The sequence below is a fragment of the Flexivirga sp. YIM B11880 genome (assembly GCF_058148645.1).
Genome location: NZ_JBMAMH010000007.1, coordinates 112,442 through 130,126, shown reverse-complemented (window position 1 = coordinate 130,126; position 17,685 = coordinate 112,442). Strand labels below are relative to the sequence as shown.

The 17,685-nt window shown below is 69.0% G+C and carries 18 protein-coding genes; 4 read left to right on the top strand and 14 right to left on the bottom strand.

What is annotated here, in order from left to right:
- Positions 1 to 40: 40 nt before the first annotated feature.
- The 6 genes from ACN8HC_RS12180 to ACN8HC_RS12155 all read right to left on the bottom strand — a co-directional run bounded on the left by ACN8HC_RS12180 (position 41) and on the right by ACN8HC_RS12155 (position 5,942).
- A complete protein-coding gene (locus tag ACN8HC_RS12180) occupies positions 41 to 1,498 on the bottom strand; it encodes an NAD-dependent succinate-semialdehyde dehydrogenase (RefSeq protein WP_490075104.1) in 1,458 nt (485 codons plus the stop codon).
- A 71-nt stretch (positions 1,499 to 1,569) separates the two neighbouring features.
- Positions 1,570 to 3,483, bottom strand: a complete 1,914-nt coding sequence (locus tag ACN8HC_RS12175) for a M3 family metallopeptidase (RefSeq protein ID WP_490075103.1) — start codon at positions 3,481 to 3,483, stop codon at positions 1,570 to 1,572.
- A gap of 10 nt (positions 3,484 to 3,493) precedes the next feature.
- Positions 3,494 to 4,384 carry a bifunctional DNA-formamidopyrimidine glycosylase/DNA-(apurinic or apyrimidinic site) lyase gene (mutM, locus tag ACN8HC_RS12170; protein WP_490075102.1) on the bottom strand — a complete coding sequence of 297 codons (891 nt, stop codon included), beginning with the start codon at positions 4,382 to 4,384 and terminating at the stop codon, positions 3,494 to 3,496.
- Positions 4,377 to 5,153, bottom strand: coding sequence for a ribonuclease III (gene rnc, locus ACN8HC_RS12165; RefSeq protein ID WP_490075101.1), 777 nt, complete (start codon positions 5,151 to 5,153; stop codon positions 4,377 to 4,379). The genes mutM and rnc overlap by 8 nt, the downstream gene beginning before the upstream one ends.
- A gap of 20 nt (positions 5,154 to 5,173) precedes the next feature.
- Positions 5,174 to 5,368, bottom strand: a complete 195-nt coding sequence (gene rpmF, locus ACN8HC_RS12160; protein ID WP_183319201.1) for a 50S ribosomal protein L32 — start codon at positions 5,366 to 5,368, stop codon at positions 5,174 to 5,176.
- A gap of 1 nt (position 5,369) precedes the next feature.
- Complete coding sequence (locus ACN8HC_RS12155; RefSeq protein WP_490075100.1) at positions 5,370 to 5,942, bottom strand: YceD family protein; 573 nt, start codon at positions 5,940 to 5,942, stop codon at positions 5,370 to 5,372.
- A 154-nt stretch (positions 5,943 to 6,096) separates the two neighbouring features.
- On the opposite strand from ACN8HC_RS12155, the gene ACN8HC_RS12150 reads away from it, so the two are divergent.
- Entirely contained in the window at positions 6,097 to 7,188 is a 1,092-nt protein-coding gene (locus ACN8HC_RS12150) for an ABC-2 transporter permease (RefSeq protein WP_490075099.1), read from the top strand.
- Here the strand turns inward: ACN8HC_RS12150 and coaD are convergent.
- Genes coaD through ACN8HC_RS12130 form a run of 4 tightly spaced genes read right to left on the bottom strand, consistent with a single transcriptional unit; the run spans position 7,127 to position 11,929 of the window.
- A complete protein-coding gene (coaD, locus tag ACN8HC_RS12145) occupies positions 7,127 to 7,621 on the bottom strand; it encodes a pantetheine-phosphate adenylyltransferase (RefSeq protein ID WP_490075098.1) in 495 nt (164 codons plus the stop codon). The two genes, ACN8HC_RS12150 and coaD, sit on opposite strands and share 62 nt — an antisense overlap.
- Before the next feature lie 25 nt (positions 7,622 to 7,646).
- Positions 7,647 to 8,222, bottom strand: a complete 576-nt coding sequence (gene rsmD / locus ACN8HC_RS12140; RefSeq protein ID WP_490075097.1) for a 16S rRNA (guanine(966)-N(2))-methyltransferase RsmD — start codon at positions 8,220 to 8,222, stop codon at positions 7,647 to 7,649.
- Complete coding sequence (locus ACN8HC_RS12135) at positions 8,219 to 10,426, bottom strand: ATP-dependent DNA helicase RecG (RefSeq protein ID WP_490075096.1); 2,208 nt, start codon at positions 10,424 to 10,426, stop codon at positions 8,219 to 8,221. Before ACN8HC_RS12135 ends, rsmD begins: the two co-directional genes overlap by 4 nt.
- Positions 10,427 to 11,929, bottom strand: a complete 1,503-nt coding sequence (locus ACN8HC_RS12130; protein WP_490075095.1) for a DAK2 domain-containing protein — start codon at positions 11,927 to 11,929, stop codon at positions 10,427 to 10,429.
- Positions 11,930 to 12,163: 234 nt separating this feature from the next.
- Between ACN8HC_RS12130 and rpmB the strand changes: the two genes are divergently transcribed.
- A complete protein-coding gene (gene rpmB, locus ACN8HC_RS12125; protein WP_166118878.1) occupies positions 12,164 to 12,358 on the top strand; it encodes a 50S ribosomal protein L28 in 195 nt (64 codons plus the stop codon).
- 256 nt (positions 12,359 to 12,614) lie between these two features.
- Here rpmB and ACN8HC_RS12120 read toward each other — a convergent pair whose 3' ends face one another.
- The 3 genes from ACN8HC_RS12120 to ACN8HC_RS12110 all read right to left on the bottom strand — a co-directional run bounded on the left by ACN8HC_RS12120 (position 12,615) and on the right by ACN8HC_RS12110 (position 15,728).
- Positions 12,615 to 12,932 (bottom strand): hypothetical protein, encoded by a 318-nt coding sequence (locus ACN8HC_RS12120; protein WP_490075094.1) that lies wholly within the window; start codon positions 12,930 to 12,932, stop codon positions 12,615 to 12,617.
- Positions 12,933 to 12,959: 27 nt separating this feature from the next.
- Complete coding sequence (locus ACN8HC_RS12115) at positions 12,960 to 14,627, bottom strand: sodium:solute symporter family protein (RefSeq protein ID WP_490075166.1); 1,668 nt, start codon at positions 14,625 to 14,627, stop codon at positions 12,960 to 12,962.
- 123 nt (positions 14,628 to 14,750) lie between these two features.
- Positions 14,751 to 15,728, bottom strand: coding sequence for a thiamine-phosphate kinase (locus ACN8HC_RS12110; RefSeq protein ID WP_490075093.1), 978 nt, complete (start codon positions 15,726 to 15,728; stop codon positions 14,751 to 14,753).
- A gap of 125 nt (positions 15,729 to 15,853) precedes the next feature.
- Between ACN8HC_RS12110 and ACN8HC_RS12105 the strand changes: the two genes are divergently transcribed.
- Together ACN8HC_RS12105 and ACN8HC_RS12100 are read left to right on the top strand one after the other, a co-directional pair.
- Positions 15,854 to 16,087 (top strand): Lrp/AsnC family transcriptional regulator, encoded by a 234-nt coding sequence (locus ACN8HC_RS12105; protein WP_490075092.1) that lies wholly within the window; start codon positions 15,854 to 15,856, stop codon positions 16,085 to 16,087.
- Entirely contained in the window at positions 16,084 to 16,530 is a 447-nt protein-coding gene (locus tag ACN8HC_RS12100) for a DUF3515 family protein (RefSeq protein WP_490075091.1), read from the top strand. Before ACN8HC_RS12105 ends, ACN8HC_RS12100 begins: the two co-directional genes overlap by 4 nt.
- 1 nt (position 16,531) lies before the next feature.
- Here ACN8HC_RS12100 and ACN8HC_RS12095 read toward each other — a convergent pair whose 3' ends face one another.
- On the bottom strand, positions 16,532 to 17,668 hold the full coding sequence (locus ACN8HC_RS12095; protein WP_490075090.1) for a D-alanine--D-alanine ligase family protein: 1,137 nt from the start codon (positions 17,666 to 17,668) through the stop codon (positions 16,532 to 16,534).
- Between the last annotated feature and the right edge of the window lie 17 nt (positions 17,669 to 17,685).

The following is a 17,685-nucleotide window of genomic DNA, read 5'->3' as shown; positions in this document are numbered from 1 at the left end:
CACCGGCCGCAGAAGTTGTCCACAGGCTCGGGCAGCCGCCTCAGAGGGCGAGGCCGACGTACTTGGTCTCCAAGTATTCGTCGATGCCTTCGAACCCGCCCTCACGACCGAAACCACTGGCCTTCACCCCACCGAACGGCGCCGCGGGGTTGGACACCACACCCTGGTTGACGCCGACCATGCCGTAGTCGAGGCCTTCGCTCACCCGGATGACGCGAGCGTAGTCACGCGTGAAGAAGTAGCCGACCAGACCGTACTCGGTCTCGTTCGCCCGCCGGATCACCTCGTCCTCGTCCGTGAACGTCTGGATCGCCGCGACCGGACCGAAGATCTCCTCACGGGCCATGTCGGCGTCCCCGGGAAGGTCGGTGATCACCGTCGGCGTGAAGAAGTAGCCGGCGCCCTCACCCTTGCCGCCACCGGTCACCACTCGCGCCCCTCGACCGGTGGCGTCCTCGACGAGCACGGTCACCTTGTCGACCGCCTTGGCGTTGATCAACGGGCCGACGTTGACGCCGTCCGTCATACCGTCGCCCATCGTGAGGGCCGCCATCCGTGCCGCGAACTTCTCGCTGAACTCGCCCACCACGTCGGCGTGCACGAAGAACCGGTTGGCCGCGGTGCACGCCTCGCCGATGTTGCGCATCTTGGCCAGCATGGCGCCGTCGACCGCCGCATCGAGGTCCGCGTCCTCGAACACGATGAACGGTGCGTTGCCGCCGAGCTCCATCGACACCCGCAGCACCTGCTGGGCCGACTGCTCGATGAGCTTGCGACCCACCGGGGTCGAGCCGGTGAAGGTCAGCTTCCGCGACCGCGGGTCCTTGATCAGCGGCTCCATGACCCCGCCGCTGTTGCTCGTGGTGATCACGTTGAGCACACCTGCCGGCAGTCCCGCCTCATGCATCACCTGCGCCAGGTAGAGCATGGTCAGCGGCGTCTCCGCCGCCGGCTTGACCACCATGGTGCAACCGGCCGCGATCGCCGGGCCGATCTTCCGGGTGCCCATGGCCAGCGGGAAGTTCCACGGCGTGATCATCAGCGTCGGGCCGACCGGCTGTTTCATCGTCATCAGCCGGGTGGCGCCGTTCGGCGCGACCGAATAGCGGCCGGAGATGCGCACCGCCTCCTCCGCGAACCAGCGGAAGAATTCCGAGCCGTAGGCCACCTCGCCGCGTGACTCCGCCAGCGGTTTGCCCATCTCCAGCGTCATCAGCTCGGCGAAGACGTCGGTGCGTTCGACGATGAGTTCGTAGGCTCGCCGCAGGATCTCGCTGCGATCGCGGGGCGCCGTCCGGGCCCACTCCGCCTGGGTGTCGGCGGCCGCGGTGAGCGCCGCCTCGCCGTCCGCGACCGACGCGTCGGCAACCTGCGCCAACTCCTTCCCGGTGGCCGGATTGTCGACCTCGAGCGTCTTGCCGCCCTCGGCATCACGCCACTCGCCACCGATGAAAAGCTGTTTCCTGACCTGGTCAACGACCGAAGAGTTCTGCGCCATGTGCCCAGGTTCTCACTGCTCAGCGGCGCCGTGTGGCGGGGGTCGTGCAGCCGGTCAACGGGAGGGTGTCGTCACTCCGCCAGCCAGGCCGCGTAGGCGTCGAACGTGTAGGGCCGGCCGAGGAACTCCGCGACCAGGTCCGCGGCGTCCTTGCTGCCGCCCGGCACGAGCACCGAGTCGCGGTAGCGGCCGGAGACCTCCTCGTCGAAGAGATCATCCCGGTCGAACGCGCTGAACATGTCTTTCGCGATGACCAGCGACCACATATAGGTGTAGTAACCGGAGCTGTAGCCGTCGAGATGCCCGAAGGCACAGTGGAAATGAGTGTCCGGCACATACGGGAAGACGGAGTACTTCGCCTGCAGGTCACGCACGACCGCGGTCAGGTCGTCATACCGGCGCAGGTGCAGGTTCAGCGACAGCGCGGCGTAGAACATCTGCGTGCGGGCCTGGAAGCCCTTCCCGAAGTCGTCGGCGCGACGCATCTTCGCCACCAGTTCGGCTGGGATCGTCTCGCCGGCCTCGTTGGTGGCGAAGGTCGCCAGCACGTCGGCGTCCCAGGCCCATTCCTCCAGCATCTGGCTCGGCGCCTCGACGAAGTCCCACTCGGTCGCGACGCCGGAGAAGGTGATCCATTCCTGGTCGCCGCCCAGCACGTGATGGATGAGGTGGCCGAACTCGTGGAAGAGCGTCACGACCTCGTCGTGCTCCATCAGTCCACGACCGAAGTTGCACATGAGCACGCCCTCCGGCAGCTGCCGACCGCGCACCCCGCCGCGCAGATCGAACTGTGCCGCGTGCTTGTACTTGCCGTCCCGCGGGTGCAGGTCGAGATAGATCCGGCCGATCCGTTCGCCCTCGCGCACCACGTCGTATGCCGCCACATCGTCGTGCCAGGTCGCCGCGTCGACCAGCTGGAAACCGATGCCGAAGAGGCGGCCGGTCACGTCGAGGAGGCCCTGCCGGACCTTCTCGAAAGTGAAGTAGGTGCGCACCAGCTGGGCATCGACGGCGTACTGCTCCTTGCGCACCAGCTCGGAGTAGTACGTGAGATCGGCCGACGAGATGTCCGTCGCCTCGGGCACGTCCTGCCGGAACCGCTCGAGAAGCACGCCCTTGTCCCGCAACGCGCTGTCGGTCGCGGCTTCGGTGATCCTGTCGATGAACTCGCCGATGGCGGAGGCTTTTCCGATCATCTTCACCTCGGCGTCGTAGTCGGCCCAGGTGTCGTAACCCAGCAGTTTCGCGTGCTCCGCGCGCAGCTCGAGCAGTCGCTGGAGCACGGCGTCATTCGCCGGCCAGGCCACGTTGAGCCGCTCCAGCGTCATCGCCATACGGGTTGAGGCGTCGCTGCAGAAGGTGATCAGTGGGATCGCATCGGGATAGTCGGTGGTGACCGTCACCAAGCCGTCGTCGCCGGCCGGATGCGCGTCGAGCCAGTCCTGCGGCATGCCGGCGAGCGCCTCCGGCGGCACCGCGATGGAGCGCACGCCCTCCCGGATGTTCTTGCTGTGCTCCTGGCTCGCCTTCAGCTCCAGCTCGGCCAGCTCAGTGAGGCGCGCCCGGGTCGCGTCGTCGCGGTCGACCCCGCTGCGGCGGAAGTCTCGCAGCACCCGGTCCAGGAAGCGACGCGCGTCGTCGTCCAGGTTCGACGGATCGACGGCGTCGAGGATGGCGAACGCATCACGGTCCATGCCGAGCTGGGTGGAGTAGGCGTCCAGCCGTTGCATGGCTTCGTCGGCCGCCGCCCGCACCGCGCTGGACGGGTCGGCCTGGGAGTAGACCCCCGCGATGCCTGCGGCGTCGGCGAGCGCGATGTGGATGTCGTTCCACGCCTGCAGCACCTGCCGGGCATCGGCAGGAGGATCGGCCTTGAAGGCCGTCACCAGCGAGCTGGCCCGCTCGAGCCCGCCGTCGCACGTGCGCGCGACCCAGTCGAGGGACTCGTCGGCGGTGGGCAGGACCTGCGGTTCCAGTTGGCTCATGAAGAGCAACCTAACCCCGCGGGCGGCGCTGGCACCTGGGGCAGCTGAACGACGATCGGTTCATGAACGCCTCGCGGATCATCGGCGTCCCGCACCGACGACACGGCTTCCCTTGCCTACCATAGGCGTTCAGCGATCGCTCGAAGTAGCCGCTCGCGCCGTTCACGTTGACGTAGAGACTGTCGAAGCTGGTGCCGCCGTGGCCGAGCGCCTCGGTCATGACGTCGGCGGCGTGCCCGAGCACTTCGCGCACAGCCGCGGCGGTGAGCTTGTCGGTCGCGCGCTCGCCGTGCAGCCGGGCACGCCACAACGCCTCGTCCGCATAGATGTTGCCGATGCCGGACACCAGCGCCTGGTCGAGCAGCGCCCGTTTCAGCTGGGTCCTGCGTCGACGGATCGCGCGACCGACCGCCTGCTGATCGAAGGCCGGCTCCAACGGGTCGGGCGCGATATGCGTGATGATCTGCGGCACCGTGCCGGTCCCGAATCGGTCCGCCACCAGGGGCACCAGCTGCAGACCGCCGAACGTGCGCTGGTCGACGAAGCGCAGTTGATGGCCGTCGGACAGGTCGAAGAGGGCGTGGGCGTGCTTCTCCCGCGGCGCCTCCGGGGCCTCGACGAGCAGCTGACCGCTCATGCCGAGGTGTATGACGAGGGCCTCTCCGTCCTCGCCGCTACCGGCCCCCGCCGCCACGTCGTCCAGCTCCAGCCAGAGATACTTGCCGCGTCGTCGCGCAGCGGACACGACGCGACCGCGCAGCCGATCGGCGAGGTCCACTGGTCCGGGCAGGTGCCGTCGGGCGACCCGATGACCCGACACCTGGACGTCGGTGAAACTGCGGCCGACCACATGTGCCGCGACCCCACGGCGGACGACTTCGACCTCGGGCAGTTCAGGCACTGTCGGCAGTGGCGCGCGACGTGAGGGCGCCGGACGTGTCGGCCCGATCCTTCAACGCTTTCCACGCGATTTCGGCCGCTTGCTGCTCGGCGGCCTTCTTGTTGCGGCCGATGCCCTGGCCGAGCGCTTCGCCGGAGATCACGACGGTTGCGGTGAACTCCTTGTCATGGTCCGGGCCGTCCTCGTCCACCCGGTAGGACGGCACGCTGAGCCCGAGCGTCGAGCAGATCTCCTGCAGCGACGTCTTCCAGTCCAGGCCGGCACCGAGGGTGGCAGACCGTTCGATGAGCGTGTCCATCAGGCTGTGGATGAGTGCTGTGGCACCAGGAATGCCGCTGGAGAGGTAGACCGTGCCGATGACGGCCTCCATGGTGTCGGCGAGGATCGAGTCCTTGTCGCGTCCACCCGTCGTCGCCTCGCCCCGGCCCAGCAGAAGGTACGACCCGAGCTCGAGCTGCCGGCCGACCTTGGCGAGTGCACGCGAATTGACCACGGCGGCCCGGAACTTCGCCAGCTGGCCCTCGGGCAGGTCCGGGTGCTCCCGGTAGAGGTGGTCGGTCACGACCAGGCCGAGCACCGCGTCGCCGAGGAACTCCTGGCGCTCGTTGTGCGGGATCCCGCCGTTCTCGTAGGCGTAGGACCGGTGCGTCAGCGCACGCGAAAGCAGCGACTCGTCGACGTCCTGACCGGATCGCTCAGCGAGGATTCGGGCGAGGTCGGCGACGGGCCGCTGCGCCAGTTCGGGACGTTGCCGCTTGCTCGGGCTCACGTCGTCGAAAAGCCGGGCCGTCAGGCCTGGTGCTCGGTGCGCTCCGCGGCGCTGTAGTGACGGTCCTTGTAGACACCGCAGGCGGGGCACGCGACGTGCGACTGCTTGGGCGCACCGCACTGCGGACAGGTCGACAGCGCCACCGGCGTCGCCTTCCACTGCGCACGGCGGGACCGGGTGTTGGAGCGCGACATCTTCCGCTTCGGGACAGCCACGTCAGTTCCTCTCGTCGGGTTCGGTGTCGTCGTCACCGGCGAGGTCCGCCAGCGCCGACCACCGTGGGTCGATCACTTCGTGGTGGTGCGTCGGGTCGTCCGCGAGTCGTGCTCCGCACTCGGAGCACAGACCCGGGCAGTCGTCCCGGCATACCGGCTGGAAGGGCAGTGCAGGCACCACCGCATCCCGCAGCACGGGCTCCAGGTCGGCGAGGTCGCCGTCCAGCTCGTGCACGTCTTCGTCACTGTCCTCCACCGCATGATGGCGGGCAGCGCGATCGGCGTAGGCGAACAGCTCCTGAAACGGCACGTCGATCGGCAGATCGACGGGCTCCAGGCACCGCACGCAAGCACCGGTCGCCGTGGCTTCGACCGTGCCGGTCACCAGGACGCCCTCCATGACCGACTCCAAGCGCAGCCGCAAGGTCATCTGCTGACCTTCCGGCACGCTGATCACGTCGGTGCCGAAGTGTTCCGGTGCCGCCACCTGCAGCTCGCCCTCCAGCATCCGGCCGGGTCGCCGCGGAAGCTCCTTGGTGTCAAGGGCCAGCGGGCGTCGCGAATCGGTGTGCATCTTTCCGGAGTTTGTCGCAGGAGACATGGCACGATCTCGCCAGAGACGACAAGACCGAAGGTCAAGGTTACCGGGTCGGGTGCCCCTCTCCCAAACCGGTGGCAGGCGTATGCTTACTACATCTGTAGAAATTGACGCGCGAAGGATGACAGGCATGCACCACGGCAAGCACGAAGCGGGCACCGTCGAGCCGGACGCACCACCCACGACGTTCAGCGGGGAGCTCCGGCGCACCGCGGCCCCGCGCACTCTGTTGCTGATCGTCGGCGTGCTGCTCCTGCAGATCGCCTTCATCTTCAGCTATGTCGGCGCCTTCCACTCCCCCACGCCGCACCAGATCAGCGTCTCGGTGGCCGCGGGCCCGAAGACCGGCCAGGTCGTCGCGCAGCTCAACGGGCTCGACGGCCGTCCGCTCAAGGCCTCCGCGGCCACCGGCCCGACCGACGCGAAGCAGCGGGTGATCCGCGGTGACAGCAAGGCCGCCCTCGTCATGTCCGGCACGAGCAGCACGGACACGCTGTATGTCGCGAGCGGTGGCGGCTCCGCCACGGTGACCGCCGTGGAGCAGACGATCGGCCGGGTCGAGGGAGCGCAGCACCGGACGGCACACAGCGTCGATCTGGTGCCGCTGCAGGCCCACGATGCCCGCGGTCTGACCGGTTTCTACGTCGTCATCGGCTGGATCGTCGGCGGTTATCTGGTCGCGGCCGCCATCGGCATCCTCGGCAGTCCCCGTCCCCGCGGCCTCGGTGCCGCAGCCGGCCGACTGACCGTCCTGATCCCGTATGCCGTGCTGAGCGGCCTGCTGGGCACGCTGGTCGTCGACCAGCTGCTCGGCGCCCTCACCGGGCACTTCTGGGCCCTCTGGGGTGTCGGCACCCTGCTCGTCCTCGCCAGTGCCACGGTCACGATCGCGATGGAGGCGCTGTTCGGGATCGTCGGCATCGGGGTGACGATCCTCGTCTTCGTGATCCTCGGCAATCCCTCGGCAGGGGGCGCCTACCAGACCGATGTGCTGCCGGGCTTCTGGCGGGTGATCGGGCCGTTGATCCCCAACGGCGCCGGCACCACCGCCCTGCGCAACATCGTGTACTTCGACGGTCGTCACCTCGGCGGTCCAATCGTCTGCATCGTGGTCTACATCGTGGTCGGCGTGCTCGCCACGCTGGGTGCGACGGCGTGGTTCAGCCGCGGCCGAGGCGATCGAGCAGCCGACCGAGCACCGGCTCCGGCACCATCGCACTGACGTCGGCACCGCGCTGGGCGATGAGCCGGATGAGCGAACTGGAGTAGTGCGTGAGCGCGGGATTGCCGGGCAGCAGCAGTGTCTCGACGCCCGACATCTCGCGGTTCATCAGCGCCATCGGCAGCTCGTACTCGTAGTCGGTGAGTCCCCGGACGCCCTTGACGATGACGGCGGCATCGAGTTCGCGGCACACGTCGACGATCAACCGATCACCGAAGGCGAGCGCGCGCACGTTGGGGAGGTTCGCGGTGGCCGCCGCGATCAGCTCGATCCGCTCCTCCACGTCGAACGTCCCGTGCTTGGCGGTGTTGTGCAACACCGCGACCACCACGTCGCCATACAGCGCGCTCGCGCGGGCGATCACGTCGAGGTGACCGTTGGTGATGGGGTCGTAGGACCCGGGGCAGACGCATCGCCTGGGATCGCCGGTCATGCACCGCACTCTAAATCACCGGGCATCATGCCGGGTCGCCGTCGGGGACGAACTCGGCGAACCAGCAGGTCGTTTCGCCGTAGCGGCGAGGGCCGATGAGCTCGACACCCGGGGGCCAGATCGGCTCGGCGGACCGGCTCGACCGCTCCACCACCAGCACCGCGGAGTTTGCCAGCGAGCCGTGCTCGACCAGCGCCGTGAGTACGGCGGCGAGCGCCTCGTTCTCGACGGCGTATGGCGGGTCGGCGAAGACCAGGTCCGCCGCCGGGGTCAGCGGCGCGCCGACCACTGACTCGACCGTCGCGGTCCGGACTCTCGCACTCGGCAGCCGCAGGTGCTCGATGTTCCTGGCGATGGTCGCCGCTGCCTTCCGGTCGGACTCGACCAGGAGGGCCGACGCGGCTCCCCGCGACACCGCCTCCAGACCAAGTGCGCCGGAGCCGGCATAGAGGTCGACGACGTGGCTTCCGGTGATGGCGTCGAGGTGTTCGAGCCGGCCGAAGAGGGCTTCGCGCACCCGGTCGGAGGTGGGCCGGGTGCCGGCACCGGACGGGGTGAGCAGCCGGCGTCCGCCGGCGGAACCGGCGATGATGCGGGTCATCCGCGCTCCAGGAACGCGGCTTGCTCCTCGCTGATCCGCTCGTCGACGAGTTGCGCCAACCGCGGATGCTTCACCAGGCCCGGGTCGTCCTCGACGATCGCAGTGGCGTCGTGCCGGGCGAAGTCGATCAGCTCGACATCGGAGGGGTGACTGAGCCGCAGCAGCCGCAGTCCGGAGCGGGTGCCGCTCTGCGCGGCGCCGAGTACGTCGCCCTCGCGCCGCAGCGAGAGGTCGAGGTCGGCCAGCCGGAAGCCGTCGGTGGTCGCCGCGACCGCCTCCAGCCGCTCGACCGTTGCGGGGTTCTCGGTCTCGGTGACCAGCAGGCAGAGACCGGCGGCGGAGCCACGTCCGACCCGGCCACGCAACTGGTGCAGCTGGGAGATGCCGAACCGGTCGGCGTCCATGACGACCATCACGGTGGCGTTGGGCACGTCGACACCCACCTCGATCACCGTGGTGGACACCAGCACGTCGATGTCGCCCGCGCCGAACGCCTGCATCACGGCGTCCTTGTCCTCCGCCGGCATCCGGCCGTGCAGCATCTCGATCCGCAGACCCTGCAGCGCCGGCTCAGCGCACAGCCGCTCCAGCTGCTGATGGACCCCGATCAGCTCACGCTGGACCTCGGGCTCCTCACCCGCGTCGTAGGTCTCGCCGGCCGGTGGCTCGTCGTCGTCGAAGCCCTTCTCGAGCACCGCGTCCATCGGGTCGCCGATCCGTGGGCACACGACGTAGGCCTGATGACCGGCGCGGACCTCTTCGGCGACCCGCTGCCAGGTGCGAACCATCCACGACTCGCGGTTGCCGGGCACGACGTGGCTGGTGATCGGCTGCCGCCCGCGCGGCAGTTCGTCGAGCACGGAGGTGTCCATGTCGCCGAAGACGGTCATCGCGACCGTGCGCGGGATCGGTGTCGCAGTCATCACCAGAACGTGCGGTGGTCGAGTTGCCTTCGTGCGCAAGGCATCGCGCTGCTCCACCCCGAACCGGTGCTGCTCGTCGACGACGACCAGGCCGAGGTCGGCGAACATCACCTGCTCCTGGATCAGCGCGTGGGTGCCGATCACGATGCCGACCGGCCCGGTCGCGATGTCGAGCAGCACCTTCTGCCGCTGCGACTTGGTCATCGAGCCGGTCAGCAGCACCACGCGCGTCGCGTTGTCGGCGCCGCCGAGCATGCCCGCCTGCCCCAGCTCACCGAGCATTGCGCTGATCGACCGCTCGTGCTGCTGCGCGAGCACCTCGGTCGGTGCGAGCAGGGCGGCCTGGGCCCCGGCGTCGATCGCGGCCAGCATCGCCCGGAGAGCCACGATGGTCTTGCCCGAACCGACCTCGCCCTGCAGCAGGCGGTACATCGGGTGGCCCTGTGCCATGTCGTGCGCGATCTGCGCGCCGACCCGCCGCTGCCCCTCGGTCAGCTCGAACGGCAGCTTGGCGTCGAACGCCTCCAGCAGCCCACCGCTCACCGCGCCGCGCGGCGTCGCCTCCAGCGTCCGGGCCTCCGCCCGCCGCTGCGCGAGAACCGTCTGGATGACGAGCGCCTCGTCATAGCGCAGCCGGCGCTTGGCGCGGCCCCAGTCGACGTCCTGCATCGGGAAGTGCAGACAGCTGTATGCCGCGTGCAGGTCCAGCAGCTTGCGCCGGCGACGGACGTCCTCCGGCACCGGGTCGTCCAGCTCCACCTGCTCCAGCACCAGCCGGATCGCCTGGGACAGCTGCATGTCGGTGACGCCCTTGACGGCGGGATAGAGCGGGATCAGTCCGCCGCGGTAGACCGGATCGTCCTCGCCGCCGGAGAAGAGCGTGTAGTCAGGGTGCGCCAGCTGCAGCTCATGGCCGTAGGTCTGCAACTTGCCGCGGAAGACCCCGTGCGCGCCCTGCACCAGCCGGTCGGCGTGCCCATAGGCGCTGAAGAAGACCAGTGAGGCCCGTTGTCCGTCGGCGTCCTCGAGCACGGCGGTGAGCATCTTCTTACCGTTGCGCCCGCGCATCGGTCTGGTCCGCGCCGCGACGATGGTCGCGACGAGGACAGCGTCCTGGCCGAGCTGGAAATCGGCGAGCCGGCCGCTCTTGCTCGCGTCCAGGTAGCGCCGCGGCAGGAAGTCGAGCAGGTCCCCGACCGTGCGCAGTCCGCGTTGCTTCTCCAGCTTGGACGCCATCGTGCCGACGACGTCCGGCAGACGGCTGTCCCGGGTGATCGTCACTCACTCCACCCCGACCGTGAGCAGGGCGTCGTCGCCGGCGCCGGTGACCTGCGCGATGTCGAGCTGCGGGCGCTCCGCCCGCACGGTGTGGACCAGGTGTGCCAGCCGCTCGTCGGACAGCCGGGCACCGGCGACCAGCGTCAGCAACTCGGCCGCCGGCCGGTCGCTGAGCAGGGCGGACACCAGATGCATGAGGGCATCCTGCCCGGGGTCACCGACAACACGTTCGCTGCGGATGTCCGCGACGGCGTCGCGTGCCGCCCGGCACATCCGGTCGAAGTCGCTGCTCGTGTCGATGACGGCGGCCGCCGCCGCCACGTCCACGACGTTGTCGCCGATGACCTCGATCCGGTGGTCCACGGAGAGCCGGTCGGCCACCTCACGCGCTGCCGGACTACCGCACAGCAGCAGCGTCCGGGTGGCGAGCAGCGGTCGCAGCAGTTGCGCGTCCTGCCAGTCCAGCACCGGTCGGACGCCGGTGCTCGAGACCAGCTCCGCCATACCCGTCCCGGAGACCAGGGCGAGCACCACGCAGGTGACGTTCGGCGAGAGGAGCGGGCCGTCCGCGAACCGGGTGATGCGGAAGCGGTGCGGGCGGCCGGCGTCCGCGCCGGCGTTCAGTGCCGCCGAGACATCGTCGACGTGCACGTGCACGGAGTAGCGGTCGGGACCGCCCGCCACGACGAGCGAGTCACCCAGTCCGTCCAGCGCTGTCTTGAGCGTCGCGACCGTCTCGGCGGTCGCCTCGTCCAGCAGGAACATCACCTCGTATGACGGGCCGCCTCCGGCGGCCTCCGCGGCACAGACGTTCCCGGCGTCCGCCGGATGCTCGGCGCGGCTGATCCGCAGCCACTCCGGAACGGTGCCCGCCGTCGTCGCCAGGCCGCCCGAGCCGTGCACCACCCGCTGCAGCGCCTCCAGCACGAGCAGGTAACCCGCACCGCCGGCGTCCACCACGCCGGCCCGACGCAGCACGTCGTTCTCCGTCCGCGTGCGCAACAGCGCCTGCGCCGCACCGGCAACCGCCGCGTCGACCACGTCGGACAGGGCTCCGTTGATCTCGCTCGCCGCTTCGGCGGCAGCCGCGGCGACGGTCAGGATCGTGCCGGGGACGGGAGCCGACACGCCGTCCTGCGCGAGCCGGGCTGCGCGCGCCAGAACGGCAGCCAGTCGGGGTCCGTCGAGCGGCTGGTGTCCGACCTCGGCAACGACCTCCGAGACCCCGCGGGCCAGCTGGCTCAGAATCACGCCCGAGTTGCCGCGTGCCGCGACCAGCGTCGCGCGCGCCATGGCGGCGGTTGCCGCTCCGACGTCGTCCGGCGCCTCCTCGTCGAGCGCGTCCACCGCATCGCTCATCGTCATGAGCAGGTTGCTGCCGGTGTCGCCGTCGGGCACCGGAAAGACGTTGAGGCGGTTGAGCTCCTCGGCATACGCCTCCAGGTCGGCCCGTGCGGTGATCACCCATCGGCGCAGCGCTGCCAGGTCGAGTTCGGCGAGTGGCATGGGACGCTGGGCACCTTTCCGGTCGACGGCACGAGCACGCTGAGCCTATGGCACCGGCGACAAGGCTCCCTGGGAACGCCGTACGGTGGTGGCACCCGCGCCGGTCGGCGGCGGCCGCCCGTTTTGGAGAGCAGCGGCGCCCTCGGCTACGATTGGGCGGTTCCCGCGTACAACACGTCCTCGCGGCGTGCCCGCGGGCCGGAACGTTCAACCATTTATCCAAGGAGATTCACCGTGGCTGCCACCTGCGACGTCTGCGGCAAGGGACCAGGCTTCGGTCACAACATCTCGCACTCGCACCGCCGCACCAAGCGTCGTTGGAACCCCAACATCCAGCGCGTCAAGGCGCTCGTGGGCGAGGCCGGTGTGACCCCGAAGCGACTCAACGTCTGCACCTCCTGCCTCAAGGCGGGCAAGGTCAAGCGCTGAGGTCTCGTACCTCGCCCTCAGCGCTTGCCTCGATGTCCTCGGCGGCCTCCGGCCGCGAGCGCTGAGCGCACTCCGCACTGACGAACGGCGGGCCGTCCCGGATGGGACGGCCCGCCTTCGCGTCACCCCGACCTCCTCGCCGAGAGGCTCACAAACACACTGACAGGCTCAGAACGGCGGCTGTTTTCCAGCCGCCGTTCTGAGCCTGTGGACTTTTACTGAGCCTCTCGGCCGGGGGTCGACCGTCCTCAGCCCGTCAGTCGTCGTCCTTGATCGGGTTCGGGTTCTCCAGCTCGGCGGCGGCCTTGTCGCGCTCGAGCTGGACCTCGTCCACCACGATCGGCCGCAGGTAGGCCCACAGCGCCATCAGGACGGCGAAGACGAAGATGCACAAGCCGGACCAGAGGTTGAGGTTGACGCCGTCGGCCTTGTGCTTGTCGGTGTCGGTGAAGTTGACCAGGCCCATGATGAACAGCACCACCCCGTAGATGCCCATCAACGCGGCGATGATGTTGCGCACGTCGAAGATCCCGGCGGTGTGCTTCCGCGGAGCGGACGTCGTGTCAGCGGTCATGATCTCTCAGCTCCTTTCGTATGCCGGTCAGTGGAAGACCGCGTTGAGGATGATGACGAGCGCCAGCGAGACGCCGGCCAGCTTCACCGGGGACAGCCACCAGTGGGCGACCGCGGCCTCCGCGTGGTCCTCTCTCGGTGTCAGCGACTTGACCAGGCCGCGCAACTCCGACTCCGGCTTCGGCACCGTGAAGCCGGTGACGACCACGCTCACGATGATGTCCACGACGAACGCCGCACCGGCGCACACGAAGCTGGCGCCCTGACCGGACAAGCCGACCCAGCCCTGTGACAGGCCGCCGAGCGCGTCCTTCGACGCGATGCCGACGACGACGGCGCCGAGGGTTCCGGCGACGAGGCCGGTCCAGCCGGCGGCCGGGGTCATCTTCTTCCAGAACATGCCGAGGATGAAGGTGGCGAACAGCGGCGCGTTGAAGAAGCCGAACAGGGTCTGCAGGTAACCCATGACGTTGTTGTACTGGCTGGCGAACGCCGAGGTTCCGATCGCGATGATGGTGGCCACCACGGTCGCGATGCGCCCGAACTGCAGGTAGTACTTGTCGTCGCGGTCCTTCACCACGTAGTCCTGCCAGATGTCATAGGACACCACGGTGTTGAACGCGGAGATGTTGGCCGCCATACCTGCCATGAACGCGGCGAGCATGCCCGCGATCGCGACGCCGAGCAGACCGTTGGGCAGCAGGTCGCGCATCAGGAAGAGCAGCGCGTTGTTGTAGTCGTGCTTGCCCGATCCGGAGAACGCGCCGAGGCCGGCGGCCGCCATACCGGGAATGATGATGATGAACGGGATGAACATCTTGGGGAAGGTGCCGATGATCGGCGCCCGCCGGGCCGAGTTCATGTCCTTGCTCACCATCGCGCGCTGGACCTCCACGAAGTTGGTGGTCCAGTAGCCGAAGGACAGCACGAAGCCGAGGCCGAAGACGATGCCGATGACCGACAGGGTCGCGCTGCCGAAGCCGGTGAGCCCTTGTCCCGGCCACGACGTCATCGGGTCGTGTGGGTAGTGCATCGAGTGCAGCTTGTGTGACAGCCCGCTCCAGCCGCCGATCTTGTGCATCGCGATCAGCGTCAACGGCAGCAACGCCGCCACGATCACGAAGAACTGCAGCACCTCGTTGTAGATCGCCGCCGACAGGCCGCCGAGGGTGATGTAGGACAGCACGATCGCCGCCGCGACGATCGTCGAGATCCAGATGCTCCAGCCGAAGAGCGTGTTGACGATGGTGGCCAGCAGGTAGAGGTTGATGCCCGCGATGAGCACCTGGGCGACCGCGAAGCTGATCGCGTTGACCAGGTGCGCGGGCGACCCGAAGCGGCGGTACATGAACTCCGGCACGCTGCGTACGCCGGAGCCGTAGTAGAAGGGCATCATCACCACGGCGAGGAAGAGCATCGCGGGGATGGCGCCGATCCAGTAGTAGTGGAAGGTCGCCATGCCGATCTGCGCGCCGCTGGCCGACATACCCATGATCTCGGTCGCACCGAGGTTCGCCGAGATGAATGCCAGGCCAGTGATCCACGCCGGCAGCGAGCGCCCGGACAGGAAGAAGTCGACGCTGCTCGAGACCTGACGTCGGGCCACGAGGCCGATGCCGAGGACGAAGACGAAGTAGAGCGCGATGAGGATGTAGTCGACCGGTCCGGCATCGAGTCTCAACGCGGACGAATCCATGAGCATGGGTCACCTGCGGCTTTCGTTCGGGTCCACCGAGCACTCGATGGGACGGGGCGGAATTGCGCAACGAGCCGACCCTACTCCCCAGCTGACAAATTCCAACGTTGAGTGTTGAGCGTTTCAGTCGATCTTTGCCGATCCGAAATGGTCCCAGCCGTGGTGTGCGGCCTCATCGCCCCCAACGGTCACTCCGGTTCCGTCGCGGACGGCGCCGATCACCCGCCAGCCGACAGGGACGGTGTCGGCGCGAGGGAAGGTCGCGAGCAGGGTGTGTTCCTCTCCGCCGGCGAGCACGCAGCTGCGAGCCTCGGCCTCGCCGACCGCAGCGGCGAGTGCCGCGACGTCGCCGGCCAGTGCCGCCGGACCGAGGTCCAGGCGCACCTTGCTGGCGCGGGCGATGCGGCCGGCGTCCCGCAGCAGGCCGTCGGAGATGTCGAGCATCGCCGTGGCGCCGGCCCGCGCGGCGAGCGGTCCTTGTTCGTATGCCGTGGAGGGGCGACGTTGCGCCGCGACGAGGTCCGGCGCCAGGTCCGGTGTTCCGCGTTGCAGCAGCACCAGCCCCGCGGCCGCCCGCCCCAGCGTCCCGTGTACGGCGACGAGGTCGCCCGGCCGCGCGCCGGAGCGCAGCACCGGCGCGACGTCGTCCAGCTCGCCGAGCGCGGTGATGCTGACCATCCGCACGCCCTCCGGCGCCGAGGAGAGGTCGCCGCCGACCACGACCGCGCCGGCCTCCCGAGCAGCTGCTTCGACGCCGGCGCTGAAATCCCCGGCCCACTGCAGAGGCGTGTCCTCGTCGGCAACGAGCGTCACGAGCAGTCCGGTGCACCGGCCACCCATGGCGGCGATGTCCGCGATGTTCTGCACCACGAGTTTGTGCCCGACGTCGGCCGCGGAGGACCACTCGTCCAGCCAGTCCCGGCCGAGCACCATGGTGTCGGTGGTTGCGAGCGCCTCACCGGACCGCACGCGCAGCAGTGCCGTGTCGTCGCCCGGACCGACCAGGACCTCGTCGCTCGTCGCGAAGCGCGGGAGCACGGTGTCGAGCAGGTCCTGCTCCTCGACCTCGGCCAGCGTGCGGGCCGCGGGTGTGTCCGTCATACGTCTGGTTCCGCCCTTCCGCACCGCTCCATAGCGACTGCACGGTAGCGTCTCCCGGAACGCGGCGTCCGTGCCGCACACCCGCCGACCGCGGGATTCGCGTTGAGACCCGGGAGACGATCCTCATGGTTCAGGCCTACATCCTCATCCAGGCGGACCTCGGCAAGGCGACGGAGGTCGCCGCCGCGGTGCGTGCGATCCCCGGCGTGCTGTCGTCGGAGGACGTGACCGGTCCCTACGACGTGATCGCCCGCGCCGAGGCGGAGACGCTCGACAAGCTCGGCTCGCTCGTGGTCGCCAAGATCCAGGAAGCGCCGGGCATCATGCGCACGCTGACCTGCACCGTCGTCCACCCTTGAGGCGACTGGTCACCGGCGCCTGTGCCGTGGCGATCGTTGCGGCACTGGCCGGGTGCGGCGACGACACGGTCAAGGCGTCACCTGCGGACCAGGCGGGCAACCCGTTGTGCGCCAAGGCCGCTCGACACTGGCCGGCGACGGTTTCGGGGCAGAAATCGCGCACGGTGAGCACCGACTCACCGACCGTGCGCGCCTGGGGCGACCCGGCGATCATCGCCCGATGCGGCGTCACCTCTCCCGGACCGACCTCGACCGGCTGCGTGACCGTCGACGGCATCGACTGGGTGGGCACGAGACTCTCCGACGGCGGCCGCTACATCACCTACGGCCGGTCACCGGCGATCGAGGTGCTGGTGCCGACGAAGTACGACACGCTGCCGCCGCTGGGCGCGTTCACCGCCGCGGCGAAGCAGATCCCGCAAGGCCCCCACCGATGCAGCTGACTCAGCGCAAACCGGTGGGCCGCTCCAGTGCCAGCTCGATCAACTCGGTGATGAGCGCGGTGTAGTCAAGCCCTGACTCGGCCCACACGCGCGGGAACATCGACGACGGGGTGAACCCCGGCATCGTGTTGATCTCGTTGAGCACCAGCCGGCCGGGCTGGTAGAACCAGTCGACCCGTGCCAGGCCCTCACACCCGGCGGCGTCGAATGCCTTGACCGAGAGTTCGCGGATCTCGGTGGCGACATCGTCGGGCAGGTCGGCCGGGCAGGTCAGTTGGGCGTCGTTGTCGAGGTACTTCGCCTCGAAGTCGTAGAACGTATGGCGATCGCCGGTCACCGTGATCTCACCGATCTGACTGGCCCGCGGCGGCTCGCAGCCGTGCCCCTCGAGCACGCCGCACTCCACCTCTCGGCCCGGAATCGCAGCTTCCACGAGGACTTTCGGGTCCGACTCCCGGGCGATCTCGATCGCGTCCTCCAGTGCGGCGGGGTCCTCGACCTTGACCACGCCGACGCTGGACCCGGCCCGCGCCGGCTTGACGAACACCGGCATACCGAGGCTGGCGACGCTGTTCAGACACGCTGCCGGGTCACGGATCCATTCCTTGTCCGTGATCACGACGTGGGGTCCCACCGGGAGCCCGGCAGCGGCGAAGACGATCTTCATCAGCGCCTTGTCCATCATCACCGCGGACGCTGCGACCCCGGATCCGACATAGCGGGTGTCCGACAGCTCCAGCAGGCCCTGCAGCGTGCCGTCCTCCCCGAACGGACCGTGCAGCAGCGGCAGCACGACGTCGACAGCGGTGAGGGTGCGCGGTGGCTCGTCCGGAGCGAAGACCATCACCTCACGCGCGCCCGGGTCGGTCGAGATGAGCGCGGTCGTGTCGCCCTGCACGGTCGGAGTGTGCTGGGCGGTCAGCTGCAGCGGCTCCGGGTCGTCGGCAACCAGGACCCAGCGCCCGTCCTGCCCGATGCCGATGGGTATGACGTCGAACCGGTCGCGGTCGATCGCGCGCAGCACACTGGCAGCCGTGGAGCAGGAGACCGCGTGCTCGCTGGATCGACCGCCGAAAACGATTGCAACGACGGGCTTGCGGTGGTTGCCGGCGTCGGAGGCCGGGGAGGTCGTGGTCATCGGTGCGAGCCTAACGC

Bases quoted from the DNA above. Each gene is read 5' to 3' on its own strand.
- rsmD (WP_490075097.1), bottom strand. From the start codon at position 8,222: ATGACCCGCATCATCGCCGGTTCCGCCGGCGGACGCCGGCTGCTCACC.
- ACN8HC_RS12115 (WP_490075166.1), bottom strand. From the start codon at position 14,627: ATGGATTCGTCCGCGTTGAGACTCGATGCCGGACCGGTCGACTACATC.
- ACN8HC_RS12110 (WP_490075093.1), bottom strand. From the start codon at position 15,728: ATGACGGACACACCCGCGGCCCGCACGCTGGCCGAGGTCGAGGAGCAG.
- ACN8HC_RS12175 (WP_490075103.1), bottom strand. From the start codon at position 3,483: ATGAGCCAACTGGAACCGCAGGTCCTGCCCACCGCCGACGAGTCCCTC.
- ACN8HC_RS12130 (WP_490075095.1), bottom strand. From the start codon at position 11,929: ATGCCACTCGCCGAACTCGACCTGGCAGCGCTGCGCCGATGGGTGATC.
- ACN8HC_RS12095 (WP_490075090.1), bottom strand. From the start codon at position 17,668: ATGACCACGACCTCCCCGGCCTCCGACGCCGGCAACCACCGCAAGCCC.
- coaD (WP_490075098.1), bottom strand. From the start codon at position 7,621: ATGACCGGCGATCCCAGGCGATGCGTCTGCCCCGGGTCCTACGACCCC.
- ACN8HC_RS12120 (WP_490075094.1), bottom strand. From the start codon at position 12,932: ATGACCGCTGACACGACGTCCGCTCCGCGGAAGCACACCGCCGGGATC.
- ACN8HC_RS12155 (WP_490075100.1), bottom strand. From the start codon at position 5,942: ATGCACACCGATTCGCGACGCCCGCTGGCCCTTGACACCAAGGAGCTT.
- ACN8HC_RS12105 (WP_490075092.1), top strand. From the start codon at position 15,854: ATGGTTCAGGCCTACATCCTCATCCAGGCGGACCTCGGCAAGGCGACG.
- ACN8HC_RS12150 (WP_490075099.1), top strand. From the start codon at position 6,097: ATGCACCACGGCAAGCACGAAGCGGGCACCGTCGAGCCGGACGCACCA.
- ACN8HC_RS12180 (WP_490075104.1), bottom strand. From the start codon at position 1,498: ATGGCGCAGAACTCTTCGGTCGTTGACCAGGTCAGGAAACAGCTTTTC.